We start from the raw sequence: 20,356 nt of genomic DNA, 5'->3' as shown, positions 1-20,356 counted from the left end.
TCAGCGGACCTTGACCGTCGGCACGACCGACATGCCGGGCCCCAGCGGATATTTGCGCGGATCGGGGCCGTTCTTGAGATCGAACTCGATCCGCACCGGCACGCGCTGGACGACCTTGACGTAATTGCCGGTCGCATTCTGTGGCGGCAGCAAAGCGAACGCCTGCCCCGCCCCGCGCTGGATCGAATCGACATGGCCCTTGAACTTCACGTCGGGATAGGCGTCGACTTTGATCTCGACCGGGCGGCCGATCGTCATCAGCTGCAGCTGGGTTTCCTTGAAATTGGCGGTGACCCAGATGTGATCGGGGACGATCGCCATCAGCTGCGTGCCCGGCCCGACGTAGGAGCCGACATTGACCGAGCGGTTGACCACCTGGCCTGAGACCGGGGCGACCAGGCGGTTGTCGCCGAGCGTGACGTTGGCCTGCCGCACCGACGCGCGCCGCGCCTCGATCACGGCCTGCGCGGCGGTGACCTGACGGCGGGCGACGACGATGTTGGCGTTGGCGCTGTCGATCTGCTGGCGGGCGGCGGCGGCATCGGCCGCGGTCGAACGCGCGGTCGCGCGTGCGGCATCGAGCTGCTGCCCGGCGACGGCGGCGGGATCGATCCGCAGCAACGCCTGATAGCGCGCGAGATCCTGCTGCGCCTTGGCCGCCGTGGCGAGCGGAGCGCGCGCCTGTGCGGCCGCCTGGTCGCGCGTCGCCTGCGCCGCGGCAACCTGCGCGAGCGCCTGCTCGACCTGCGCCTCGGCCTGCTTGACGTTCGCGGTTGCTTCGGCGACCTGCGCCTCAGGGCCCGACGGCTCAATGGTTGCGAGCAAACGACCGGCCTCGACATGGCGGTTGTCGATGTCCGCTACCGACTTCAACGTGCCCGCGACCTTGGGCGAAATCCGCACGATATGCGCGTCGACGAAGGCATCGTCGGTCGTCTCATATTGCCGCGCATCGAGATAATAGAGCGTGCCACCGATTGCGACCGCCGCGACCACGACGACCAGGATGATCCAGAACAGCGGCTTGCTGAAGATCGACGGCTTCTTCGGCGCATCGTCCGAATCGTCGCCGTCCGTTGCGTCGTCCTGGTCGTCGCTATCCTGCGCCTTGCCGCCCTTCTGATCCTGCGCACCGTCCGCTTTGGTCTGGGTCTTGTGGTCGTCGGAATCATCGGTCGTGGCGGCGTTGCTGTGGTCTTCGCTCATGGAAGCTCCTGTCGTTCGGCGATCAGCTGGTCGAGAATGGCGTTGGTATTGGCGACGATCCGCGCGGACAGCGTTGCGGCGGCCTGCGCGTCGAATTCGGTGCACTGCATCAGCTTGAGCACCGTCGCGCGCGAGGCGCGCAGCACGGTGACCTGCCCCATCAGCGTGATGACCACGACGCGCGCCGTCTCGGCGCTGCCTCCTGTGGCGAGGCACACGAGCTCGACGAGGACGCTCAGCATCCGGCCCATCAGCCCGCCGTAGATGCGCTCGAACGCCTCGGTCGGCTCCATCTGTTCGCGCATGATGAACAAGGAGAAAGCGGCGCTCTTCTCTCCCGCCATCGTCTCGATGAAGCGTGCGAGCATCTCGTGGATCAGCACCCGTGCCTGTTCGGCGGTGGTGCCCGCCGGAATGCCGGCGTCGCGAATCTCCGGCGCGACATGGTCACCGATCTGCGTCGCGATATGGTCGGCAGCAGCGAGGTAAAGCCCCTCCTTGCCACCAAAATGATAGGTGATCGACGACATCGCAGTGCCCGCCTTGGCGGCAATCGTGCGCGTGCTCGCGCCATCGAGGCCTTTGGCCGCGAATTCCGAAATCGCGATATCGAGGAGGCGCTGGTGGATCACGAATCCGCCACTAGTTCGTTCGAACGAACATAGCAACAGTTCGTTACAGTGACGCGTGAACGAGGCGGCCTTCGCCGGGTTCCGCCGAGATCTGGAAGAATCGTTGGTCGCGCTACACGGAGGTTTGCGCGCGGAGAGTCAGCAGAAACGTTAGGCCGCGACTCTCACCCGTCCGACGGTCGCGCCCACCGGGCTGGAAAAGACCATCCCGTCGTCGACCGACCCGTAGCGCAGCGCGAGCAGGTCGCGGGCATAATTCTGATGGACGCGCCACGGCGCCTTGCTGCCCTGCTTCGGAAATTTCTCCATCGCGCGCGTGACATAGCCCGAGGTGAAATCGAGGAACGGCTTGGGCACTTGGACGGTGTCACCCATCGTCGGCGTCGCCTGGCGCAGCCCGCGCTTGCGCATCGTGTTGAGCAGGCGGCAGACGTAGCCGCACGTCAGGTCGGCCTTGAGCGTCCACGACGCATTGGTGTAGCCGAACGACGACGCCATGTTCGGCACCCCCGAATACATCATGCCCTTGTAATTGTAGGTTTCGGCAAGATCGACCGGCCGGCCGTCGACGCTGAAGGCGACGTCGCTGAGCAGTTGCAGCTCGAGCCCGGTCGCGGTGACGACGACGTCGGCCGCGATCTCCGCGCCCGAGTCGAGCGCGATGCCGGTCGGCGTGAAGTGCTTGATCGTATCGGTGACGACCGAGGCCGTCCCGCCGCGTACCGCCTCGAACAAATCGGCGTCGGGGACGAGGCACAGCCGCTGGTCCCACGGATTGTATTTGGGGGTGAAGTGCGTCGCGACGTCATAGTCGGCGCCGAGTTGCTCCTGCACCATCCCGACCAGCCGCTCCTTGGTCTGCGCCGGTCGCTTGCGCGCAAGATTGAAGAACAGCATGCCGAGCAGGACATTGCGCCACCGCACCAGCCGATAGGCGAGCATCGCCGGCAGCTTGGTGCGCAGCCAGTTCGCCGTCTTGTCCTCGGCCGGACGCGAGACGACGTAGGTCGGCGAGCGCTGGAGCATCGTCACATGCGCCGCAGTCTTCGCCATCGCCGGGACCAGCGTCACCGCGGTCGCGCCGCTGCCGATCACGACGACGCGCTTGCCGGCATAATCGAGATCGGCGGGCCAGAATTGCGGATGGACGATGCGGCCGGCGAACTGCTCGGCGCCGGCCCATTCGGGCGTGTGGCCGCGGGCGTAATTGTAATAGCCGCTGCACATGAAAAGGAAGTTGCAGGTCAGCGTGACCGGCCCGTCGGGGCCGTCGGCCTCGACCGTCCAGCACGCGTCGGCGGTCGACCAGGCGGCGCGCTTGACGTGGTGGCCGAAGCGGATGTGCCGGTCGATGCCGTGCTCCCTCGCGGTCTCGCCGACATACTGCAGGATCGACGGGCCGTCGGCGATCGCCTTGGCCTCGGTCCACGGCTTGAACGCGTAGCCGAGCGTGTACATGTCGGAGTCGGAACGGATGCCGGGGTAGCGGAACAGATCCCACGTCCCGCCAAGCGCTTTGCGCCCTTCGAGAATCGTGTAGCTGCGATCGGGACACAGCGTTTGCAGATGGTATCCGGCGCCGATCCCCGACAGCCCTGCTCCCACCACCACGACGTCGAAATGCTCACGGCCCATGATCGTTCTCCGGGATACCGGATATTCGATTTTCTGAGCGACGGGAAGTGGCCAGCGCGCAAATTCGGCGCCGGCATCGCCCCTTCACGGACGATGCCGACAGCCAACCCCGCCTCAGAAGTCCTTCTTGTAGCGTACCGTAACGTTAGATCCGCCGAACGACCCGGCCTGCGACAGCACGCTGAGCGCCTTGGTCAGCGAAATCTCGAGCTGCGTCGCGGTGAAGCCGCGCGCATCGGTGATCACTTCGACATAGATGTTGTTGGTGATGTACTTGCCAGCGGCCAGCGACGTGCTCTGCCCGGTCGCCGAGTCGGCCCCCAGGATGCGCAACCGGTCGATCCCGGCGACGCTGCGCAGCTTGCCGAGCGGGTTGAGCCCGCCGCCCGACCCGCGCAGCGAGTTGAGCGCCGCTGCCAGCTGGATCGCCTGGATTGCCGACAGGTTGGTCACAGAGCTGCCGAACAGCAGGCGGCTGAGCACTTCGTCCTGCGGCAGTGCCGGGGTCGAGGTGAACGCGATCTGCGGCCGCTGGCCGGTGCCGGTGATGTCGATCTCGACGGTGATGTCGTTGGTCGTCGTCGTCGCGCTGATGTTGATCTCGGGGTCGACCAAGGCGCCACCGTCGAAACGGACGTCGCCCTTGGTGACCTCGAACTTCTTGCCCGCGAACGAATAGGTACCGCGCACGATCTGCAACCGCCCGAGAATTCGCGGCGCGGCCGAGGTGCCCGCCACGCGCATGTCGGCCTCCCACTCGGACTCGAGCCCCATCCCTGAGACGAACAGCTGGTTCTCGGCACGGACGCGCAGGTCGAGCTTGAACAGGCCGACCGGTGCCGCCGCGACGGGCTGAGTCGCCGCCTTCACCAGATCGCTCTTGCGGCGCACCCCGGTGAGCTCGGCAACCTCGGCCTGGCCCTGGCGGATGATCTCGTAGCGCGCATTGGGGATGCGGATATCGCCGGTGATCAGCCCGCCATTGGCCTTGCTGTTGGTGACCGCGATCGTGCCAGTAGCCGTCGCGCCGAGCGCATCGCTGCTGGCGAGCCGCGCGTTGCGCAGCGTCGCCTTGATATCGATCGGGAAGCCCGCCGCCGACGAGAAGCCGACCGAGCCCTGCGCCTGCACCGTACCGTCGCCGGCCTTGGCCGACAGCTGCGTGATCTCGAGGCGATCGTTGGTGAAGCGCCCCGCAATCTTCATCTGCGTCAGCCGCGTGCCATAGGTTTCGTTGTCATAGGTCAGCGCATCGGCGCGGATCAGCCCCGACAGCTGCGGTGCATCGACGCGCCCGCCAAAGTCCGCCGCGACCGCGATCGGCCCCGACAGCTGCTGCTTGGCCTGCCCGGCGAACGAGAAGAGCACGCTCGACGGGCCGTTATAGCGGATCCCGCCCGACAGCGGCGCCGCGAGCAGGCGCTGCGTCCAGCTGCTGCCGCCACCGAGCGGCCGCAGCGTTGCGACGATCCGTCCGACGGTCGTGCCGCCGCGCTGGATCAGCGCGCGGGCATCGCCGCCGGCATCGGTCAGCCCGACCTGCGCGATCAGGTCGACCGGGTCCGACACACTCGCCAGGCTCGACCGCGTGAAGTTCTTGACGCGGAACTGACCGGCGATCTGCGGCACCGAGGCGCCCTGCGGCTGGGTATAGTCGAGCGACCCCGTCGCGGTGCCGCCGAGCCCGAGATCGGGCACGATCGCGTTGGCGACCGACACGTCGAGCGAGTCGAGCCGCAGCTTGGCCGACAGGCCCTTGCCATATTCGCCGGCGACGCGTGCGCTGCCGCCCGCGCTGTTCGCGCCCGCGCCGAAGTCGATCCGCGTCGGCTGCAGGCGATAGGCGCCGCGATCGATCTCGATCCGCGCGACGTTGCCGGTCTTGAAATTGATCCCGTTGGCCTGGCCCTGTGTTGCGACCAGCCACAGCTTGGGGCTCAGCCGCGCATTGGCGGCGATGCGGAACGGAACGCCGTTCGACCCCGTCGCCAGCGCCTGCGCGGTCCCGCTGCCGTTGACGTAATTGATCTTGGCCCGCGCCGCCGACAGCACGGCCGCGCCATAGCGGAGGTCGGCGACCTGCGCGTCGGCGATGATCTGCGGCGCATTCGGGTAGAGCACCGCCTGCGCGTTGATGATCGCACGCCCGATCGTGAAGTCGGTCGCGCCCGGAATCTTTGCGTTGCTCGCCCGCGCGGCGACGTCGACGCGCTGGACCTTGCCCTGCGCCCCGAGCAGGGCCGTACCACTGATGCCCGACCCGGCAAAGGTGATCCGCCCGCCGAACGGCCCTGCCGCGAGCTGCTGGACGCGGCCCTTGAAATCGACGCCGGCGAAGCGCGCATTGTGGATGTCAGCGGTCAGCCGCGGCGACGGCGTCACTAGCACGTCGGCGGTGAACGGCCCGTAATTGGTTCCGCCCTTGGCGAGCACCGCATACGAGGTGCCGTTGCCGCGCACCTGCGCCTCGAGATTGACGAGGCCGATCCCGACGCCGGGCCGCGCGGCGCGCAGCAGGACGACCGGCTTGGTCGCGGTCCCGGTGACGCGCGCGGTGAGCGGGCCATATTGCGTCGAATAGGCGTCGGCATCGACCAGCAGCGGGCCCTTGGGGTCATAGCGCCCCTGCCCGCGCGTCACGCGGAACTGCGGCGCGTTCAGCCGCAGGTTGCGGAAGGTGATGATGCCGTTGGGATCGTAGCCGACATCGGCGGTGACCGCGGCATTGCCGCCGAGGAAGGTGCGCGCGCCTTCGTTGAAGATCTGCGACGTCTTGGCGGCGACATGCGCGGTGATGCCGAAGCCACCGCCGCCGACCGTCACCAGCTTGGCGTCGGTACGCAGCGACAGGATGCCGAAGCCGTCGACCTTGTAATCGTTGACGCGGCCGTTGATCGCGCCGCGATACAGGCCGGTCGCGAGGTCAGCGACGACGACCGCGGTCGCATCGATCTTGCGCGAGCGGATCCGCAGATTGTCGGACAGTAATTTGCCCTTGGCGATCGCGAAATCGCCGTTGATCGCGACATTGTCGAGCAATCCACCCGCCGCCGCATTGAGCCCGGTGACCCGAGCCGCCCGCGCCGCGACCGGCACGATGATATGGTCGGCATTCACCCGCGCGAGGCCCGAGGCATAGAGCTGCTCGACGCGCGTCTCGCCGAAGCCGAGCACGCCCGCCGTCACGACATAATTGACGACCGGGGTCGCGAATTTGCCGTCGAGCACGACGCGTGCGGCGACATCGCGCCCGTTGAGGTTGGGGGCGATCGCGCCGGGGGTCAGCAATTTGGCGTTGACCGCGAACTGGCCGAAGCTGCTCTGCGCGAAATCGAGCAGGCCCTTGGCGTCGAGCGCGAGCGCGTCCGAGCGCAGCGTCGTCGTCAGGTTGACCTTGCGCTGGTCGAGCGTCGCATCGATCGCAACCTGGAGCGCAGGCGCGGTCAGCCGCGCGATCGGGTTGACCGGGGTCGCCTTATCCTTGGGCGCGCCGCCGGGATAGAGTCCGGGATTGGTCGTGCCGCGCACTTTGAAGGTGCCGCTATGTGCTTCGAGCGTCAGGTCGGCGAGCGAGGCGCCGCCGAGCGTGCCGACGGCCTTGCCGGTCCAGGCCTTCCAGCCGCCCTTGCCACCGATGGTGACATCGAGCGGGGCCTTGAGCCCACTCATGCTCGCGACGACGCCATTCGCCGGCGCGGTCACGCGTGCGTCGAGATCGAGTTTGTCCTGATCAGGCACCGCGTCGAGCTTGACCGTCATCCGGTCGCCGCCGGCGATGCCGGGTCCGGTCAGCGCCGCGACATCGGCGGTGACCTGCGCGCGCTTGTCGGCGATGTGCGTCGCGCCATCGATGCGGATGATGTGCGGCTGGCCCGAGACCGCCTTGCCGATGATGAAGCGGTCAATCGTCAGCTTGCCGATATCGACATCGAGATCGGGCAGGATCGGCGCGTTGGGATCGGTCGGCGTCGGCGTGAAGGCCGGCGAGCGCGTCATCGTCACCAGCGCGGCCTGCGCCGAGCGGACGTCGATATGGTTGCTGGCATAGGCGAACGGCCGCCAGTCGACCGCGATCCGCGGCGAGGTCAGGAACACGCCCTTGGGGTCGCTGACGCGGACGTCGGTCAGCACCATCGCACCGTATAGCGAACCCTCGATCCGCCCGACCTTGATGTTGAGCCCGGAGGCGGTCTTGTAGCCGCCGAGATAGTCGGCGATCACCCGACGCCCGGGCGCGGTGTTGAGCCCGAGCACGACCAGGCCGACCAGCGCGACCAGCGCGATCAGCGTGATGCCGAACCACTTTGCGATACGCTGCCACAGCGGACGGCGCACGACGACGACCTCTTCTTCGGCCATCAGAAAGCTTGTCCGATCGAGATGTAGAGCGCGACCTTGCCGTCGCCCTTACGGGGGTTGAGCGGGGTCGCGACGTCGACGCGCAGCGGCCCGAAATTGGTGTAGAAGCGCCCGCCGATGCCCGCGCCGTAGCGCAGGTCGGTCCCCTTCGGGATCGGCCCTTCATAGGCGTTGCCACCGTCGAAGAACGGCACGATGCCGTAATTGCCGAAGCGATAGCGCGCCTCGAGCGCGAATTCGTTGAGCGAGCGACCGCCGACCGGATTGCCCTGCGGATCGAGCGGCCCGAGCCGCTGATAGCCATAACCGCGCACCGATCCGCCGCCGCCGCCATAATAGCGCCGCGAGGGCGCCAGATCGTCGCGCCCTGTGCCGGCGATCGAGCCCGCACGGACGCGCCCCGCCAGCACGATCTTGTCGCCGATCGGATAATAGCCGCTCGCCTCGATCAGCGTGCGGGCATAAGGCCGCACCGCGCCGCGCACCGAGGTTTCCGGGCTGACGCTCAGCTTGAGGCGATAGCCCTTGGTCGGGTTGAGCAGGCTGTCCGAGCGATCGAACAGCACCTGCCCCGGCAGCGCGACGATGAAGTAGGTGCCACGCTTGCGGTCGCCCAAGCCGAAATCATAGACGCTCTCATTGGTGCCGACCAATTCGAAGCCATAGGCGTAGGTGAATTTCTTCTGCCACAGCGGGGTCGAATCGTACGACACCTTGCCCGACAGCGTCGCGGTCAGCGCGTTGTACGCGTCGTAGCTGGTGCGATCGGCCGCGGCGGTGAAGGTCACCGTCTTGTCGCGCTTGCCGGCATTCGAGCGGCGGAAGGTCGCGCTCGCGCCCTGCTCCTGCGTGCCGCCGACCGCGGTGAGGATCAAGGCGCCCTCGGCGGGGAAGCGGTTGCGATCGGTGTACGATCCTTCGAGCCGGATGCCCTGCCCGGTGCTGTAGCCGCCGCTCACCGCGAGCGAGCGCGGCTTGCCGCGCTCCTGCTTGACCAGCAGATTGACCTGCTCGGTCCCGTCGGGGTTGATGTTGCCGGTCCGCACCGGCTCGACCGAAACGGTCGAGAACAGGCCGGTCGCGACGAGCGCGGCGCGCAGATCGTCGGTCAGGCGGTTGTCGTAGAGTTGGCCGGGCTTGAAGCGCGTCAGCACGCTGACATGTTCGGCACCGAAGGCGAGCCGACCCTCGGTGGTGAAGGTCCCGAACGACGACCGCGGGCCGGTGTCGACCGGCAGCGTATAGTCGCCCGTACCGACGGCATCGTCGAGGAGGATGTCGCGCTGGCCGACCTTGGCGAAGGGGTAGCCGCGCTGCGGCAGGATCAACGCGACGTTCGCCTCGGCGCCCTGCACGCGCTCTGCCTCGATCGCATCGCCGACCTTGAGGGGCAACTGGCTCTCGACCAGCCCCGGCGGCGTGGTCGGCTGCGCCTTTACCGTGATGCTGCCGAATTTATACTGCTTGCCCGGCGTCGCCGAGACGATCGCGCGGACGCGGGTCGCATCGCCCGGAACCTGCTCGATCGTTGAGACCGCCGTCCCGTCATAATAGCCGAGCGACTTCATCAGCCGCACCGCAAGCGCTTCATCCTCGCGGCCGCGCGCCGAGACGACCGTCGCATTGCCGGCCTTGCCGCCACCATTCTTGAGTGCGGACAGACCGTTGAACTGCCCCTTGAGGCCCAGTTCATCGAGTCCGCGCAACACCGTATCATAACGGATCTGCGGCGCTTTCTCGTCCTTGACGGTAACGTCGACCAACGGGGTCGAATCGAACCCCTGCAACGTGGGCAAAGGTTGCGCGAGTTCGGGAGGCGCGGTCTCGGCAGGCATCTGCGCGACCGGCGTCATCGGCTCGAGCGGCGCGTTGATGTCGTTCGACAAAGGCGGCAGTGCGGTGTTGAACTCCGCGTCGGGGACGATCGGCTTCTCCGCCGCCTGCTGCTCGATCGCCTGCGGCACGACCGGCACAACCTGAGGCTGCGCCTGTTGCATTCCTGCAGCAGCCACAGCGATCAACCCACTTGAAAACCCCGATACGCTCAAAGACCAACTTCCCCGCTTCGCGGCAGGATTCGCGCGTATACTGCTCCCGCTCAACCCCCGAACGCACGAAACGGCGTTGGTTTCCCTAACTTTGTTTGAGCATGCGCCGATAGGTGTGGAGCAGCGGCTCGGTATAGCCATTGGGCTGGGCAATCCCGTCGAACACCAGCGCACGGGCCGCCTGCCAGGCGAGGCTCTCCGGATGGCCGCTCATCGGGCGATAAAGCGGGTCGCCGGCATTTTGGACATCGACCTTCGCCGCCATCCGCTCGAACGCCGCATCGACTTCAGCCGTGGTCGCTACGCCGTGGAGCAGCCAATTGGCGATGTGCTGCGACGAGATGCGCAGCGTCGCGCGATCTTCCATCAGCCCGATGTCGTGGATGTCGGGCACCTTCGAGCAGCCGACCCCCTGATCGATCCAGCGCACGACATAGCCGAGGATGCCCTGCGCATTGTTGTCGAGCTCGGCGCGGATCTCGTCGGGCGTCCAGTTGCGCCCCTTGTCCGCGACCGGCACCGCAAGCAGGCGATCGAGCCCGGGGACCGCCTCCTTCGCGATCTCCTTCTGCCGCGCGAACACGTCGACCTGGTGATAATGCATCGCGTGCAGCGTCGCCGCGGTCGGCGACGGCACCCAGGCGGTGTTGGCTCCGGCCTGCGGATGGCCGATCTTCTGCGTCATCATGTCGCCCATCCGGTCGGGCGCGGCCCACATCCCCTTGCCGATCTGCGCCTTGCCCGAGAGACCCGCAGCGAGGCCGATGCGGACGTTGCGGTCCTCATACGCCTTGATCCAGTCGCTGGTCTTCATCTCGCCCTTCGGCACCATCGGCCCGGCGCGCATCGCGGTGTGCATCTCGTCGCCGGTGCGATCGAGGAAGCCGGTGTTGATGAAGACGATGCGGTCCTTCACCGCTTCGATGCAGGCGGCGAGATTGGCCGAGGTGCGGCGCTCCTCGTCCATCACGCCGACCTTGATCGTGTTGCGCGCCAGGCCGAGCAGATCCTCGACCGCGTCGAACAGCGCGTTGGTGAAGGCGCATTCGGCCGGGCCATGCATCTTGGGCTTGACGATATAGACCGAGCCGGCGCGGCTGTTGCGATAGGCGCCGTGTTCGCGCAGGTCGTACAGCGCGATCGTGCTGGTCAGGATTGCATCGAGGATCCCCTCGGGCGCGTCGCTGCCGTCGGCGAGCCGAAGCGCGGGCGTCGTCATCAGATGGCCGACATTGCGCACGAACAGCAGGCTGCGCCCGGCGAGCGTCAGCCCGTTGTCATAGACGCGGTCGGGGTTGAGCCGGCGCGAGACCGTCTTGCCGCCCTTCTCGAACGATTCCGCGAGATCGCCCTTCATCAGCCCCAGCCAGTTGGCGTAGGCGGCGACCTTGTCGTCGGCGTCGACCGCCGCGATCGAATCCTCGAGATCGCAGATCGTCGTCAGCGCCGATTCGAGAATGACGTCGGCGATCCCCGACGGATCGTCGCGGCCGATCGGATGCTCGCGGTCGACCACCACCTCGAAATGCAGGCCGTGATGGACGAACAGCCACGACGCGCCCTTGCGCGCAACGAGCTGTGCCGGATCGCGCAGCTCGGGTTCGTGCTCGCCCAGGTCGCTCCACGATCCGTGTGCCAGCGGGACGGCCTGGTCGAGGAACGCCTTCGCCGCGGCGACGACCTGCTGCCCGCGCACCGGATCGTAACCGCCCGGCACCGCCATTCCGGGCAGCGCATCGGTGCCGTAATAGGCATCGTACAGGCTGCCCCAGCGCGCATTGGCGGCGTTGAGCAGGAAGCGCGCGTTGAGGATCGGCACGACGAGCTGCGGCCCCGCCATCGTCGCGACTTCGGCATCGACATGCTCGGTGCCGATCGTGAAGGGTGCGGGCTCGGGCACGAGATAGCCGATCTCGCGCAGATAGGCCTCGTCGACCGCCTCGCCGGCCTGGTAGCGCGCATCGATCTTGCTCTGCAGTTCGTCGCGAACCTCGAGCAAAGCCGCGTTTTCCGGGCCGAACCGCGCGAAGATCGCCGCGACCCCGGCCCACCATGCATCCGCCGCGATATCGAGCCCCGGCAGCACGCGCTTCTCGACGAAGGTCGCGAGCGGCGTGGCGACGGAAAGGCCGGCGCGGTCGAGCATATCGGGCATGAAGGTCCTCCTGGAAATCACGATCGGCCTGGGGAGGTCAGCCGCTGGCTTAGGCCAGTAGCGCGACCCGCATCAACCCCGTTCGGGATCGAACGGCGCGGCCGACGCCTCGATCCGGTCGAGCATCGCGCGAAAGGTCGCGATTTCCTCGAGCGAAAACCCCGCGAACACGCGCCCTTCCAGTTCGAGCGCCTTGGGCGCGACATCGTCGTACAGCGCGCGACCGGCAGCGGTCAGCACGAGCAGATGCGAGCGCTGATCGCCCGGGTTGGGGCACCGCTCGACCAGCCCGCGTTCGACCAGCGTGGCGGCCGCACGGCTGACCGTGACCTTGTCCATCCGCGTCGCTACCCCCAGCGCCTGCTGCGTCAGGCCTGGCCCCTCGGCGATTACCGCGACCAGCCGCCACTCGGGAATCCGCAGCCCGAACAGCGTGCGATACGCGCTCGCGATCGCCGCCGAGACGCGGTTCGACGCGATCGACAGGCGATAGGGAAGGAACTCGTCGAGCTTGAGCGTTGCCATGGACAATCGATACGGGATGGACCGCCCCGCGCAAGCCCGCTATATCGTTTCATCTGAAACCAGTTGGAGCCGACCGATGACCGCGCCAGACACCAAGCCTGAGAATCCGATGGGCCTCAACGGCTTCGAATTCGTCGAATTCACCTCGCCCAGCCCCGAGGCGATGGCCGACCTGTTCGTCAAGATGGGCTTCACCCATGTCGGCAACCACAAGTCGAAGAACGTCCGCCGCTATGCGCAGGGTGACATCAACTTCCTGCTCAACATGGACGATGCCGGCCAGGTCGCGGGCTTCCGCGACACGCACGGGCCCTCGGCCAATGCGATGGCGTTCCGCGTCGCTGACGGCGAAGACGCGCTGAAAATGGCGGTCGAACGCGGCGCGGTTGCGGTCAAGGGCGCAGTCGGCCCGGACGAGCTCGACCTTCCCGCGATCGAGGGCATCGGCGGCGCGAACCTGTATCTGGTCGACGAGAAGTCGCGCATCTACGAGACCGACTTTACCCCCGTCGACGGCGCTGGCGTGGACGACCACAGCGTCGGCCTCCACACACTCGACCATCTGACGCACAATCTGCAGCGCGGACGGATGAGCTATTGGGCGGATTATTACGAGCGGATCTTTAACTTCCGCCAGATCCGCTATTTCGACATCGAGGGTCAGTCGACCGGCCTCTTCTCCAAGGCGATGACCGCGCCCGATGACAAGATCCGCATCCCGTTGAACGAGAGCCAGGACGAGCATTCGCAGATCGAGGAGTTCATCAAGGACTATAAGGGCGAAGGCATCCAGCATCTGGCGCTGGCGACCGACGACATTTTCAAGACCGTCGACACGCTGCGCGCCAACGGCATCCGCTTCCAGACGACGCCGCAGACCTATTTCGACCTGATCGACAAGCGCCTGCCGGGCCATAACCACGACGTCGAGGAAATGCGCAAGCGCGACATCCTGATCGACGGCGCGCCCGAAACCGGCGGCGGGCTGCTGCTGCAGATCTTCACCGAGAATATGGTCGGGCCGATCTTCTTCGAGATTATCCAGCGCAAGGGCAATGACGGCTTCGGCGAGGGCAATTTCAAGGCACTGTTCGAGAGCATCGAGCTCGACCAGATCCGCCGTGGCGTGGTGCCGGGCGCGGTCGAAGCCTGAATCCTTCTCCCTCGCCCCTGGACAGGGGAGAGGGATACCACAGCTTGGTCCCGCATCTTCTGCGGGGCCTAGCGGAGGTTGGGAGAGGGGTCGACCGTGCGCGCGCTGCCGCCCCTCTCCCCAGCTTCGCTAGGCAGCAAGCTGCCAAGCTACGCTACCCTCTCCCCGCCGGGGCGAGGGAGAAAGGGACACGATGACCGACTATATGACCGGCTTCGGCAACCACTTCGCCAGCGAAGCCGTCCCCGGCGCGCTCCCCGTCGGCCGCAATTCCCCCCAGAAGCCCGCCTTCGGCCTTTACGCCGAGCAGCTCAGCGGCACCGCCTTCACGGCGCCACGCCACGAGAACAAGCGCTCCTGGCTCTACCGCCTGCGCCCGTCGGCAGCGCATCCCGCGTTCACCCGCTATGATGGCGCCCCGCTGTTCGCGCCCGGCATCGCCAAAGCGCCGCTCGCCCCCAACCGCCTGCGCTGGGGTCCGCTCGACGCCACGCCCGATGCCGACTGGCTCGACAGCCTGACGACGATGCTCGTCGCGGGCGATGGCCCCAAGACGCAGACCGGCGTCGCGATGCACGTCTACCGCGCGACCAGGGACATGGAAAACCGCGCCTTCGCCTCGGCCGATGGCGAACTGCTGATCCTGCCTGAGCAAGGCGCACTCACCCTCCTCACCGAATTCGGACGGATCGACATCAAGCCCGGCGAAGTCGCGCTGATCCCGCGCGGCGTGCGCCTCCGCGTCACGCTCCCCGACGGCAGCGCACGCGGCTATGTCGCCGAAAATCACGGCCAGCCCTTCCGCCTGCCCGACCTCGGCCCGATCGGCGCCAACGGCCTCGCCAACCCGCGCGATTTCGAGACGCCGGTCGCCTGTTTCGAGGATGTCGCGGGCGACTATCAGCTCGTCCAGAAATTCCTCGGCAGCCTGTGGAGCACCGACCTCGGCCGCTCACCGCTCGATGTCGTCGCGTGGCACGGCAACTATGTGCCGTGGAAATATGATCTCGCGCGCTTCAACACGATCGGCAGCATCAGCTTCGATCATCCCGATCCGTCGATCTTCACCGTGCTGACCTCCCCGAGTGACGTGCCCGGCACCGCCAACGTCGATTTCGTCATCTTCCCGCCGCGCTGGCTGGTGGCCGAGGACACCTTCCGCCCGCCCTGGTTCCACCGCAACACGATGAGCGAGTGCATGGGGCTGCTCTACGGCGCATACGACGCCAAGGCGGACGGCTTCTCGCCCGGCGCGCTGTCGCTGCACAATCAGATGAGCGGCCACGGCCCCGACGTCGCAAGCTGGCAGGGCGCCAGCGCCGCCGACCTCAAGCCGCATAAGGTCGACGGCACGATGGCGTTCATGATCGAGAGCCGCTGGGTGTTCCATCCAACCGAATTTGCGTTGCAAAGCAGCGCACTCGATCCCGACTATGATCAGGCGTGGGACGGTTTCCCCAAAGCGCAACTGCCGTAAGTGGTTGATTGCGATCAACTAGATTTCCGGGAACCTTGGGCGGGGCAAAGTCGTCTTGATGGTCATGCCGATGCCCGCGACCCCGCTCTTCCCCTGGCGCCACCGCGCGCAGGGCGATTTCCAGGCCCTGCTCGACGCGCATGTCGCGGCAGCGGATTTTCCGTGCGTCGGGGCGAAGGCCGCGCTCGCCAAGGGGACGCTATCGGTGCTCGCCTGCGACCGGATCGACAGCGCGTGGGACGATCTGCGCATCCATGACGGACTGATGCACTTCGCCGCGGACTATCGCGCCGATCCCGGGCTGTTCCGCAGCTTCGCGGTGATCTTCGACGGCCCCCACGGCCTCAGCGAAGACGCGTTCGAGACCGCCTTGTGGCAGCGCGCGCAGTCGATCTCGGACAAGGATGTGTGGCGCGGCCAGGGCTATGACAAAGGCGTCAGTGCCGACCCCGACAGCCCGCATTTCTCGCTGAGCTTCGGCGGCGAGGCGTTCTTCATCGTCGGGCTGCACCCCAATGCCAGCCGTCCGGCGCGGCGCTTTGCGCAGCCGACGATGGTGTTCAACCTGCACGACCAGTTCACCACGCTGCGCGACCAGGGCCGCTACGAGGGCATGCGCGAGAAGATCCTGGTGCGCGACGAAGCGCTCGCTGGCAGCCGCAATCCGATGCTCGCACGCCACGGCGAGGTCAGCGAGGCGCGCCAGTATAGCGGTCGCGTCGTCGACGCCGAATGGAAGTGCCCGTTCAGCTACGCCGGCAGCGCCGAATGAGCGAAACGATCGAAATCCCCGAGCGCAGCGGCACCGCCTTCCGCCTCGCCAAGGGCGAGACGCTGACGGTGATCGACCCGCGCGGGCGGCAGGTCGCCGATCTGCTCGCCTTCAATGCCGAGGATCTCGACGAGGTCATCTCGTCGGGGCGGACGCTCGATTATGCCGAGACGATCTTCCTGACGACCGGTCACCTGCTCTATTCGAACCGCTCGGCGCCGATGCTCGAGATCGTCGCGGACACTGTCGGACGGCACGATTTCCTGCTGACGCCGTGCTCCTACGACACCTTCCACCATTTCTATCCCGATCTGCCGCCGCATCGCGGCTGCTTCGGCAATCTCGCGGCGGCGCTCGAGCCCTATGGCATCTCGCCCGACCGGATCCCGGTCGCGTTCAACTGCTTCATGAACGTGCCGGTCGATGCTGCAACGGGCAAACTGTCGGTGTTGCCGCCGCTTAGCCAGGCCGGCGACCACATCGTCTTCCGCGCCGCGATGAACCTGGTGATCGGCCTCACTGCCTGCTCGGCGCCGGCGAGCAATGGCGGGAGCTTCAAGCCGATCCACTACCGGGTTGATGCGGCCGACCAGGGCACGGTCTGAAGGCACCCCCCTTCGTCACCCCGGCCTTGTGCCGGGGCCCACCGTCCCGCGCGCGCTACGGCCGCAGCGCTTGCGGCCCGGTGGGCCCCGGGACGAGCCCGGGGTGACGGTTGGAGGAAGTATCCCCCACCTTATTTCATCTGCCGCTTCACGCTGCTCCACGTCGCCTTGCCATAAGGCGGCTTGAGCCCGGCCAGCTTCGCCACGTCGAGCTTGGCCTGCTTGAACACCGCCTTGGCGTGGCTGAAGGTCTTGAAGCCGTCAGGACCGTGATAGGAACCCATCCCCGACGGCCCGACCCCGCCGAATGGCAATTCTTCCATCGAGACGTGGAACACCACGTCGTCGAGCGTCACCCCGCCCGAGATCGTCCGGTCGAGCACGCGCCGCCGTTCGTCGGCGTCGGGCCCGAAATAATAGAGGCCGAGCGGCCGGTCGCGCCGATTGACCTCGGCGATCGCCGCGTCGATCCCGCTATAGCGCCGCACCGGCAGGATCGGGCCGAACAACTCCTCCTGCATCACGATCATGTCGTCGGTCGCGTTGCGGACGATGTGCAGCGGCATCTTGCGCGCGTTCGACCCGGCGAAATCCTCGCCCGCCGGATTGACCGTCTCGACCGTCGCCCCCTTGGCGCGCGCATCGGCGACCCAGTCCTGCAGCCGCTGATGATGCCGATCGTTGATGATCGCGGTGTAATCGGGGTTGGCGAGCAAGGTCGGATACATCGCCGACACCGCCGCCTTGAGCCCATCGACCACCGCTTGCTCCTGCGCTTCGGGCACGAGCATGTAATCGGGCGCGAGGCAGATCTGCCCGGCGTTGAGCATCTTGCCGATCGCGACGCGCTCGGTCGTCTTGGCGATGTCGGCATCCTTGCCGACGATCACCGGCGACTTGCCGCCGAGCTCGAGCGTCACCGGCGTCAGGTTGTCGGCCGCTGCATGGAGGATATGCCGCCCGATCCCGGTCGCGCCGGTGAAGATCAGGTGATCGAACGGCAGCTCGGAAAACGCCTTCCCCACCTCGGCGCCACCGCTGAAGAAAGCGAGCTCGTCCGCCGCGAAATAGTGCGGGCAGACCTCCTCGAACAGCGCAGCGGTGCGCGGCGTGAACTCGCTCGTCTTGACCATCGCGCGATTGCCCGCGGCGAAGATGCCAGCGATCGGCCCCATCACCAGATTGACCGGAAAATTCCACGGCGCGATCACGCCGACGACGCCCTTGGGCTGATATTCGACCCAGGCGCGCGCGCCGAGCAGGCCGAGCGGGAACTGCACCGCACGCTTGTCGGGCCGTGCCCAGCGATCGAGCGATTTGAGCGCGTGCGAGATCGGGGCGATCGATGCGGCGATGTCGGTGAGCATCGATTGCTCGCGGCTGCGATGCCCGAAATCCTCGCTCAGCGCGTCGCAAAAGCCGTCGGCATGGTCGCGGATCATCGCAGCGGCGCGCTTGAGGCGATCCTTGCGCCGATCGAGCGTCACCGGCAGCTCGTCCATGAACGCGGCACGTTGCGCGTCGAGCACCTGCTTCATCGTCATATCAATCCCCCTCAGGCCATTTCAGGCGCAGCCGATGATCCCCGCCACCGGCACCATGATGCTATCCTGCCCGCTGCGGTCGATCTCGAGCAAACCCTCGGGGACGACCGCGCCGTCGCGGATCGACTCGCGCGTCTCGATCCGCATCGTGAGCTTGGCGGCGATGCTCCCGGCGCCATAGTCGTTCTTTTCCGCAAAGCCGAAGCCCCCAGCGCCGACCTGCGCCGTGCGGTCGAGATCGGTGATCTTGCCGTCGACAGCGAGCCGCAGCCGCGCAGGATCGGCCCCCGCCATCGCGACCAAAGTGCGCGTCCCGCTGGCGGTCCAGAGATAGGCGGCACAGCCCTTGGCGGGGAGCTCCTGCCGCGGGATCGCGCCGATCGGCAGGCCGTCGATCGAGGCTAAGGCGGCGACAGGCGCCGCCTGCGGGGCGGCCGCCAGAAGCAACGGCGCAGCGAAGAGAAGCGCTTTCATGGCGCCGAGCCTAACAGGAACAGCCACGCCGGGTAAGCCGCGATCGCGAGCAGCGCGCCGAACGGCATCCTGTCGCCGAGCGCCGCCTGCCTGCCCCGCAGCATCGCGACCAGCACCACCGCGAGCCCGGTCAGCGCCGCAAGCAACAGCACCGCGGGCAGCAGCCGCCACCCGAGCCACAGCCCGATCGCGCCGAACAGTTTGGGGTCGCCCCCGCCAAGCCCTTCGCGGTGCCGCAGCCGCTGGTAGCCAGCCCCGATCGCCCACAAAGCGGCAAATCCGCCGCCGCCCCCGATCAGCCGGTCGACCAGCGACGGCTCGACGCCGAGAAGGCCGGTCACCACCCCCGCCCCGGCCAGCGTCGCAGTCAGCGCATCGGGCAGCCAATAGTCGGCGATGTCGAGCGCGGCGAGCGTCAGCAGCAGCCAGCCGAACACCGCCCCCGCCACCCCGACCGGTCCGGGCACCGCGATCCCGGCGACCATCCCGATGACGAGGCAGCCGAGCTCGATCTGCCAGTGCCGCGGATCGATCGCGCGTTGGCACTGGCGGCATTTCCCGCGCGCCAGGGCCGCGCTCAGCAACGGCACGAGATCGCGCGCCACCAGGACCGTGCCGCAGCCATCGCAATGCGAGCGGCCGTGCACGATCGAGCGTCCCTGTGGCCAGCGGATCACCAGTGTCGCGAGAAAGCTGCCGACGATCAGGCCAAGCCCGGCGAGCAAGGCGGGCCAGAGCAGCTCAGCCACCACGCCGCGTCCGTCCGCTGCCGCCCCGGCATCGCGGCGCGCCGCTCAAGCCAGCGCCAGCCGGTAATAGCGGCTGAACGCGCGGTCGCTATAGTCGGCGAAGGGCTCGCATTCGATGAAGCCGGCGCGTTCGTACAGCGCATGCGCCGCGGCAAACGGCGCGTTGGATCCGGTCTCGAGGCTCAGCTGGCGATAGCCCTGCGCGCGCGCGGTGCCGACGATATGCGCGAGCATCGCCGCCGCGACGCCGCGCCGCAGCTGATCGGGCGCGGTGCGCATCGACTTGATCTCGCCATGCCCTGCCTCGAGCTGCTTGAGCGCGCCCATGCCGAGCAATGCCTGCCCCTCCCAGATCGTCCACAGCGTGACGGACGGATCGCGCAGCCCGCTCAGGTCGAGCGCGAAGACGCTGCCGGGCGGCGAATTGTCGTGCGCGGCACGCAGATGCAGCGTGACCAGCGCTTCCACCGCGGGATACGTCAGATCGTCGTGCACGATGCGCCACGCGGTCACGGCAGCTCTTCGCCCGGCTCGACGCCCCACAGATGGTTCGCCTCGACGAAGCCACCCCGCCCGCGCACGTCGAGATGGCACCAGCCGCGGCTGCACTTGCTCAACCGCCCGATCACCCCCGGCGCCGCGCGCCACAAGATGCGACCGCCGTCGCGCGGCGAATCGCGCAAGTCCGCGACAGTGCCGAGCACGACCGCGGTGCGGTTCTCGCTGACCAGCGTCCCCATCATCCAGCCTTGCGTCCCGCCGGGATCCTCGACCTTGTACCACTGCCCCTTGTCGTAGACGTCGAGCACCTTCACCGGCAGGTCGGCACGCTGGTACAACCAGCTGGCCGGATAGCTCCGCGCCGGCCCGGTCCGCATCCGCGCCTTGCCCGCCGAGATCGAGGCGAAAAAGGGCGGCTTCTTCTGGACGAGCCCCGCGATCGACGGCGCCATCGCGCTCGCGCCGAGCGCGAAACCCGCTGCCACCAGCAGCGATTTGACCCCAATACGCATGACACTTCC

Annotated in this window: 16 protein-coding genes; 4 read left to right on the top strand and 12 right to left on the bottom strand. The window is 67.3% G+C overall.

What is annotated here, in order from left to right; translation table 11 throughout:
• From U1872_RS01810 to U1872_RS01780, 7 genes are all read right to left on the bottom strand, one after another.
• Positions 1-1,206 (bottom strand): HlyD family secretion protein, encoded by a 1,206-nt coding sequence (locus tag U1872_RS01810; protein ID WP_332791163.1) that lies wholly within the window; start codon positions 1,204-1,206, stop codon positions 1-3.
• On the bottom strand, positions 1,203-1,838 hold the full coding sequence (locus tag U1872_RS01805; RefSeq protein WP_332791162.1) for a CerR family C-terminal domain-containing protein: 636 nt from the start codon (positions 1,836-1,838) through the stop codon (positions 1,203-1,205). The genes U1872_RS01810 and U1872_RS01805 overlap by 4 nt, the downstream gene beginning before the upstream one ends.
• Positions 1,839-1,988: 150 nt before the next feature.
• Positions 1,989-3,473: a flavin-containing monooxygenase gene (locus U1872_RS01800; protein WP_332791161.1), complete on the bottom strand. Its 1,485-nt coding sequence runs from the start codon at positions 3,471-3,473 to the stop codon at positions 1,989-1,991.
• A 114-nt stretch (positions 3,474-3,587) separates the two neighbouring features.
• A complete protein-coding gene (locus U1872_RS01795; protein WP_332791160.1) occupies positions 3,588-7,832 on the bottom strand; it encodes a translocation/assembly module TamB domain-containing protein in 4,245 nt (1,414 codons plus the stop codon).
• The gene (locus U1872_RS01790; protein WP_332791159.1) at positions 7,832-9,829 is read right to left on the bottom strand and encodes an autotransporter assembly complex protein TamA; all 1,998 of its coding nucleotides are present in this window, start codon (positions 9,827-9,829) and stop codon (positions 7,832-7,834) included. Before U1872_RS01790 ends, U1872_RS01795 begins: the two co-directional genes overlap by 1 nt.
• Positions 9,830-9,965: 136 nt before the next feature.
• On the bottom strand, positions 9,966-12,035 hold the full coding sequence (locus U1872_RS01785) for a malate synthase G (protein WP_332791158.1): 2,070 nt from the start codon (positions 12,033-12,035) through the stop codon (positions 9,966-9,968).
• Between the two features lie 72 nt (positions 12,036-12,107).
• Positions 12,108-12,560, bottom strand: coding sequence for a MarR family winged helix-turn-helix transcriptional regulator (locus U1872_RS01780; RefSeq protein ID WP_332791157.1), 453 nt, complete (start codon positions 12,558-12,560; stop codon positions 12,108-12,110).
• A 76-nt stretch (positions 12,561-12,636) separates the two neighbouring features.
• Between U1872_RS01780 and hppD the strand changes: the two genes are divergently transcribed.
• From hppD to U1872_RS01760, 4 genes are all read left to right on the top strand, one after another.
• On the top strand, positions 12,637-13,713 hold the full coding sequence (gene hppD, locus U1872_RS01775) for a 4-hydroxyphenylpyruvate dioxygenase (RefSeq protein ID WP_332791156.1): 1,077 nt from the start codon (positions 12,637-12,639) through the stop codon (positions 13,711-13,713).
• A 193-nt stretch (positions 13,714-13,906) separates the two neighbouring features.
• On the top strand, positions 13,907-15,190 hold the full coding sequence (gene hmgA / locus U1872_RS01770) for a homogentisate 1,2-dioxygenase (RefSeq protein WP_332791155.1): 1,284 nt from the start codon (positions 13,907-13,909) through the stop codon (positions 15,188-15,190).
• A gap of 64 nt (positions 15,191-15,254) precedes the next feature.
• The gene (gene gntA / locus U1872_RS01765; RefSeq protein ID WP_332791154.1) at positions 15,255-15,962 is read left to right on the top strand and encodes a guanitoxin biosynthesis heme-dependent pre-guanitoxin N-hydroxylase GntA; all 708 of its coding nucleotides are present in this window, start codon (positions 15,255-15,257) and stop codon (positions 15,960-15,962) included.
• Positions 15,959-16,567, top strand: coding sequence for a DUF1989 domain-containing protein (locus tag U1872_RS01760; protein ID WP_332791153.1), 609 nt, complete (start codon positions 15,959-15,961; stop codon positions 16,565-16,567). The genes gntA and U1872_RS01760 overlap by 4 nt, the downstream gene beginning before the upstream one ends.
• 131 nt (positions 16,568-16,698) lie before the next feature.
• On the opposite strand, the gene U1872_RS01755 is transcribed toward U1872_RS01760, so the two are convergent.
• From U1872_RS01755 to U1872_RS01735, 5 genes are read right to left on the bottom strand one after another with little or no spacing between them, the layout of a single operon-like run.
• Positions 16,699-18,111 (bottom strand): coniferyl aldehyde dehydrogenase, encoded by a 1,413-nt coding sequence (locus tag U1872_RS01755; protein ID WP_332791152.1) that lies wholly within the window; start codon positions 18,109-18,111, stop codon positions 16,699-16,701.
• Between the two features lie 21 nt (positions 18,112-18,132).
• Entirely contained in the window at positions 18,133-18,585 is a 453-nt protein-coding gene (locus U1872_RS01750) for a hypothetical protein (RefSeq protein WP_332791151.1), read from the bottom strand.
• A complete protein-coding gene (locus U1872_RS01745; RefSeq protein ID WP_443025299.1) occupies positions 18,582-19,337 on the bottom strand; it encodes a prepilin peptidase in 756 nt (251 codons plus the stop codon). Before U1872_RS01745 ends, U1872_RS01750 begins: the two co-directional genes overlap by 4 nt.
• Positions 19,338-19,379: 42 nt before the next feature.
• Positions 19,380-19,847, bottom strand: coding sequence for a GNAT family N-acetyltransferase (locus U1872_RS01740; RefSeq protein WP_332791149.1), 468 nt, complete (start codon positions 19,845-19,847; stop codon positions 19,380-19,382).
• Entirely contained in the window at positions 19,844-20,347 is a 504-nt protein-coding gene (locus U1872_RS01735) for an SH3 domain-containing protein (protein ID WP_332791148.1), read from the bottom strand. The genes U1872_RS01740 and U1872_RS01735 overlap by 4 nt, the downstream gene beginning before the upstream one ends.
• Positions 20,348-20,356: the final 9 nt, after the last annotated feature.

Origin of the sequence: Parasphingomonas frigoris (genome assembly GCF_036663815.1) — a bacterium.
Classification (GTDB): domain Bacteria; phylum Pseudomonadota; class Alphaproteobacteria; order Sphingomonadales; family Sphingomonadaceae; genus Sphingomonas.
Note: the sequence above shows the minus strand (reverse complement) of the source record. Positions and strands in the feature narration are given on the sequence as shown.

Bases quoted from the DNA above. Each gene is read 5' to 3' on its own strand.
- U1872_RS01760 (WP_332791153.1), top strand. From the start codon at position 15,959: ATGAGCGAAACGATCGAAATCCCCGAGCGCAGCGGCACCGCCTTCCGC.
- U1872_RS01755 (WP_332791152.1), bottom strand. From the start codon at position 18,111: ATGACGATGAAGCAGGTGCTCGACGCGCAACGTGCCGCGTTCATGGAC.
- hmgA (WP_332791155.1), top strand. From the start codon at position 13,907: ATGACCGACTATATGACCGGCTTCGGCAACCACTTCGCCAGCGAAGCC.
- hppD (WP_332791156.1), top strand. From the start codon at position 12,637: ATGACCGCGCCAGACACCAAGCCTGAGAATCCGATGGGCCTCAACGGC.
- gntA (WP_332791154.1), top strand. From the start codon at position 15,255: ATGCCGATGCCCGCGACCCCGCTCTTCCCCTGGCGCCACCGCGCGCAG.
- U1872_RS01735 (WP_332791148.1), bottom strand. From the start codon at position 20,347: ATGCGTATTGGGGTCAAATCGCTGCTGGTGGCAGCGGGTTTCGCGCTC.
- U1872_RS01790 (WP_332791159.1), bottom strand. From the start codon at position 9,829: ATGCAACAGGCGCAGCCTCAGGTTGTGCCGGTCGTGCCGCAGGCGATC.
- U1872_RS01785 (WP_332791158.1), bottom strand. From the start codon at position 12,035: ATGCCCGATATGCTCGACCGCGCCGGCCTTTCCGTCGCCACGCCGCTC.
- U1872_RS01750 (WP_332791151.1), bottom strand. From the start codon at position 18,585: ATGAAAGCGCTTCTCTTCGCTGCGCCGTTGCTTCTGGCGGCCGCCCCG.
- U1872_RS01800 (WP_332791161.1), bottom strand. From the start codon at position 3,473: ATGGGCCGTGAGCATTTCGACGTCGTGGTGGTGGGAGCAGGGCTGTCG.
- U1872_RS01780 (WP_332791157.1), bottom strand. From the start codon at position 12,560: ATGGCAACGCTCAAGCTCGACGAGTTCCTTCCCTATCGCCTGTCGATC.
- U1872_RS01810 (WP_332791163.1), bottom strand. From the start codon at position 1,206: ATGAGCGAAGACCACAGCAACGCCGCCACGACCGATGATTCCGACGAC.
- U1872_RS01795 (WP_332791160.1), bottom strand. From the start codon at position 7,832: ATGGCCGAAGAAGAGGTCGTCGTCGTGCGCCGTCCGCTGTGGCAGCGT.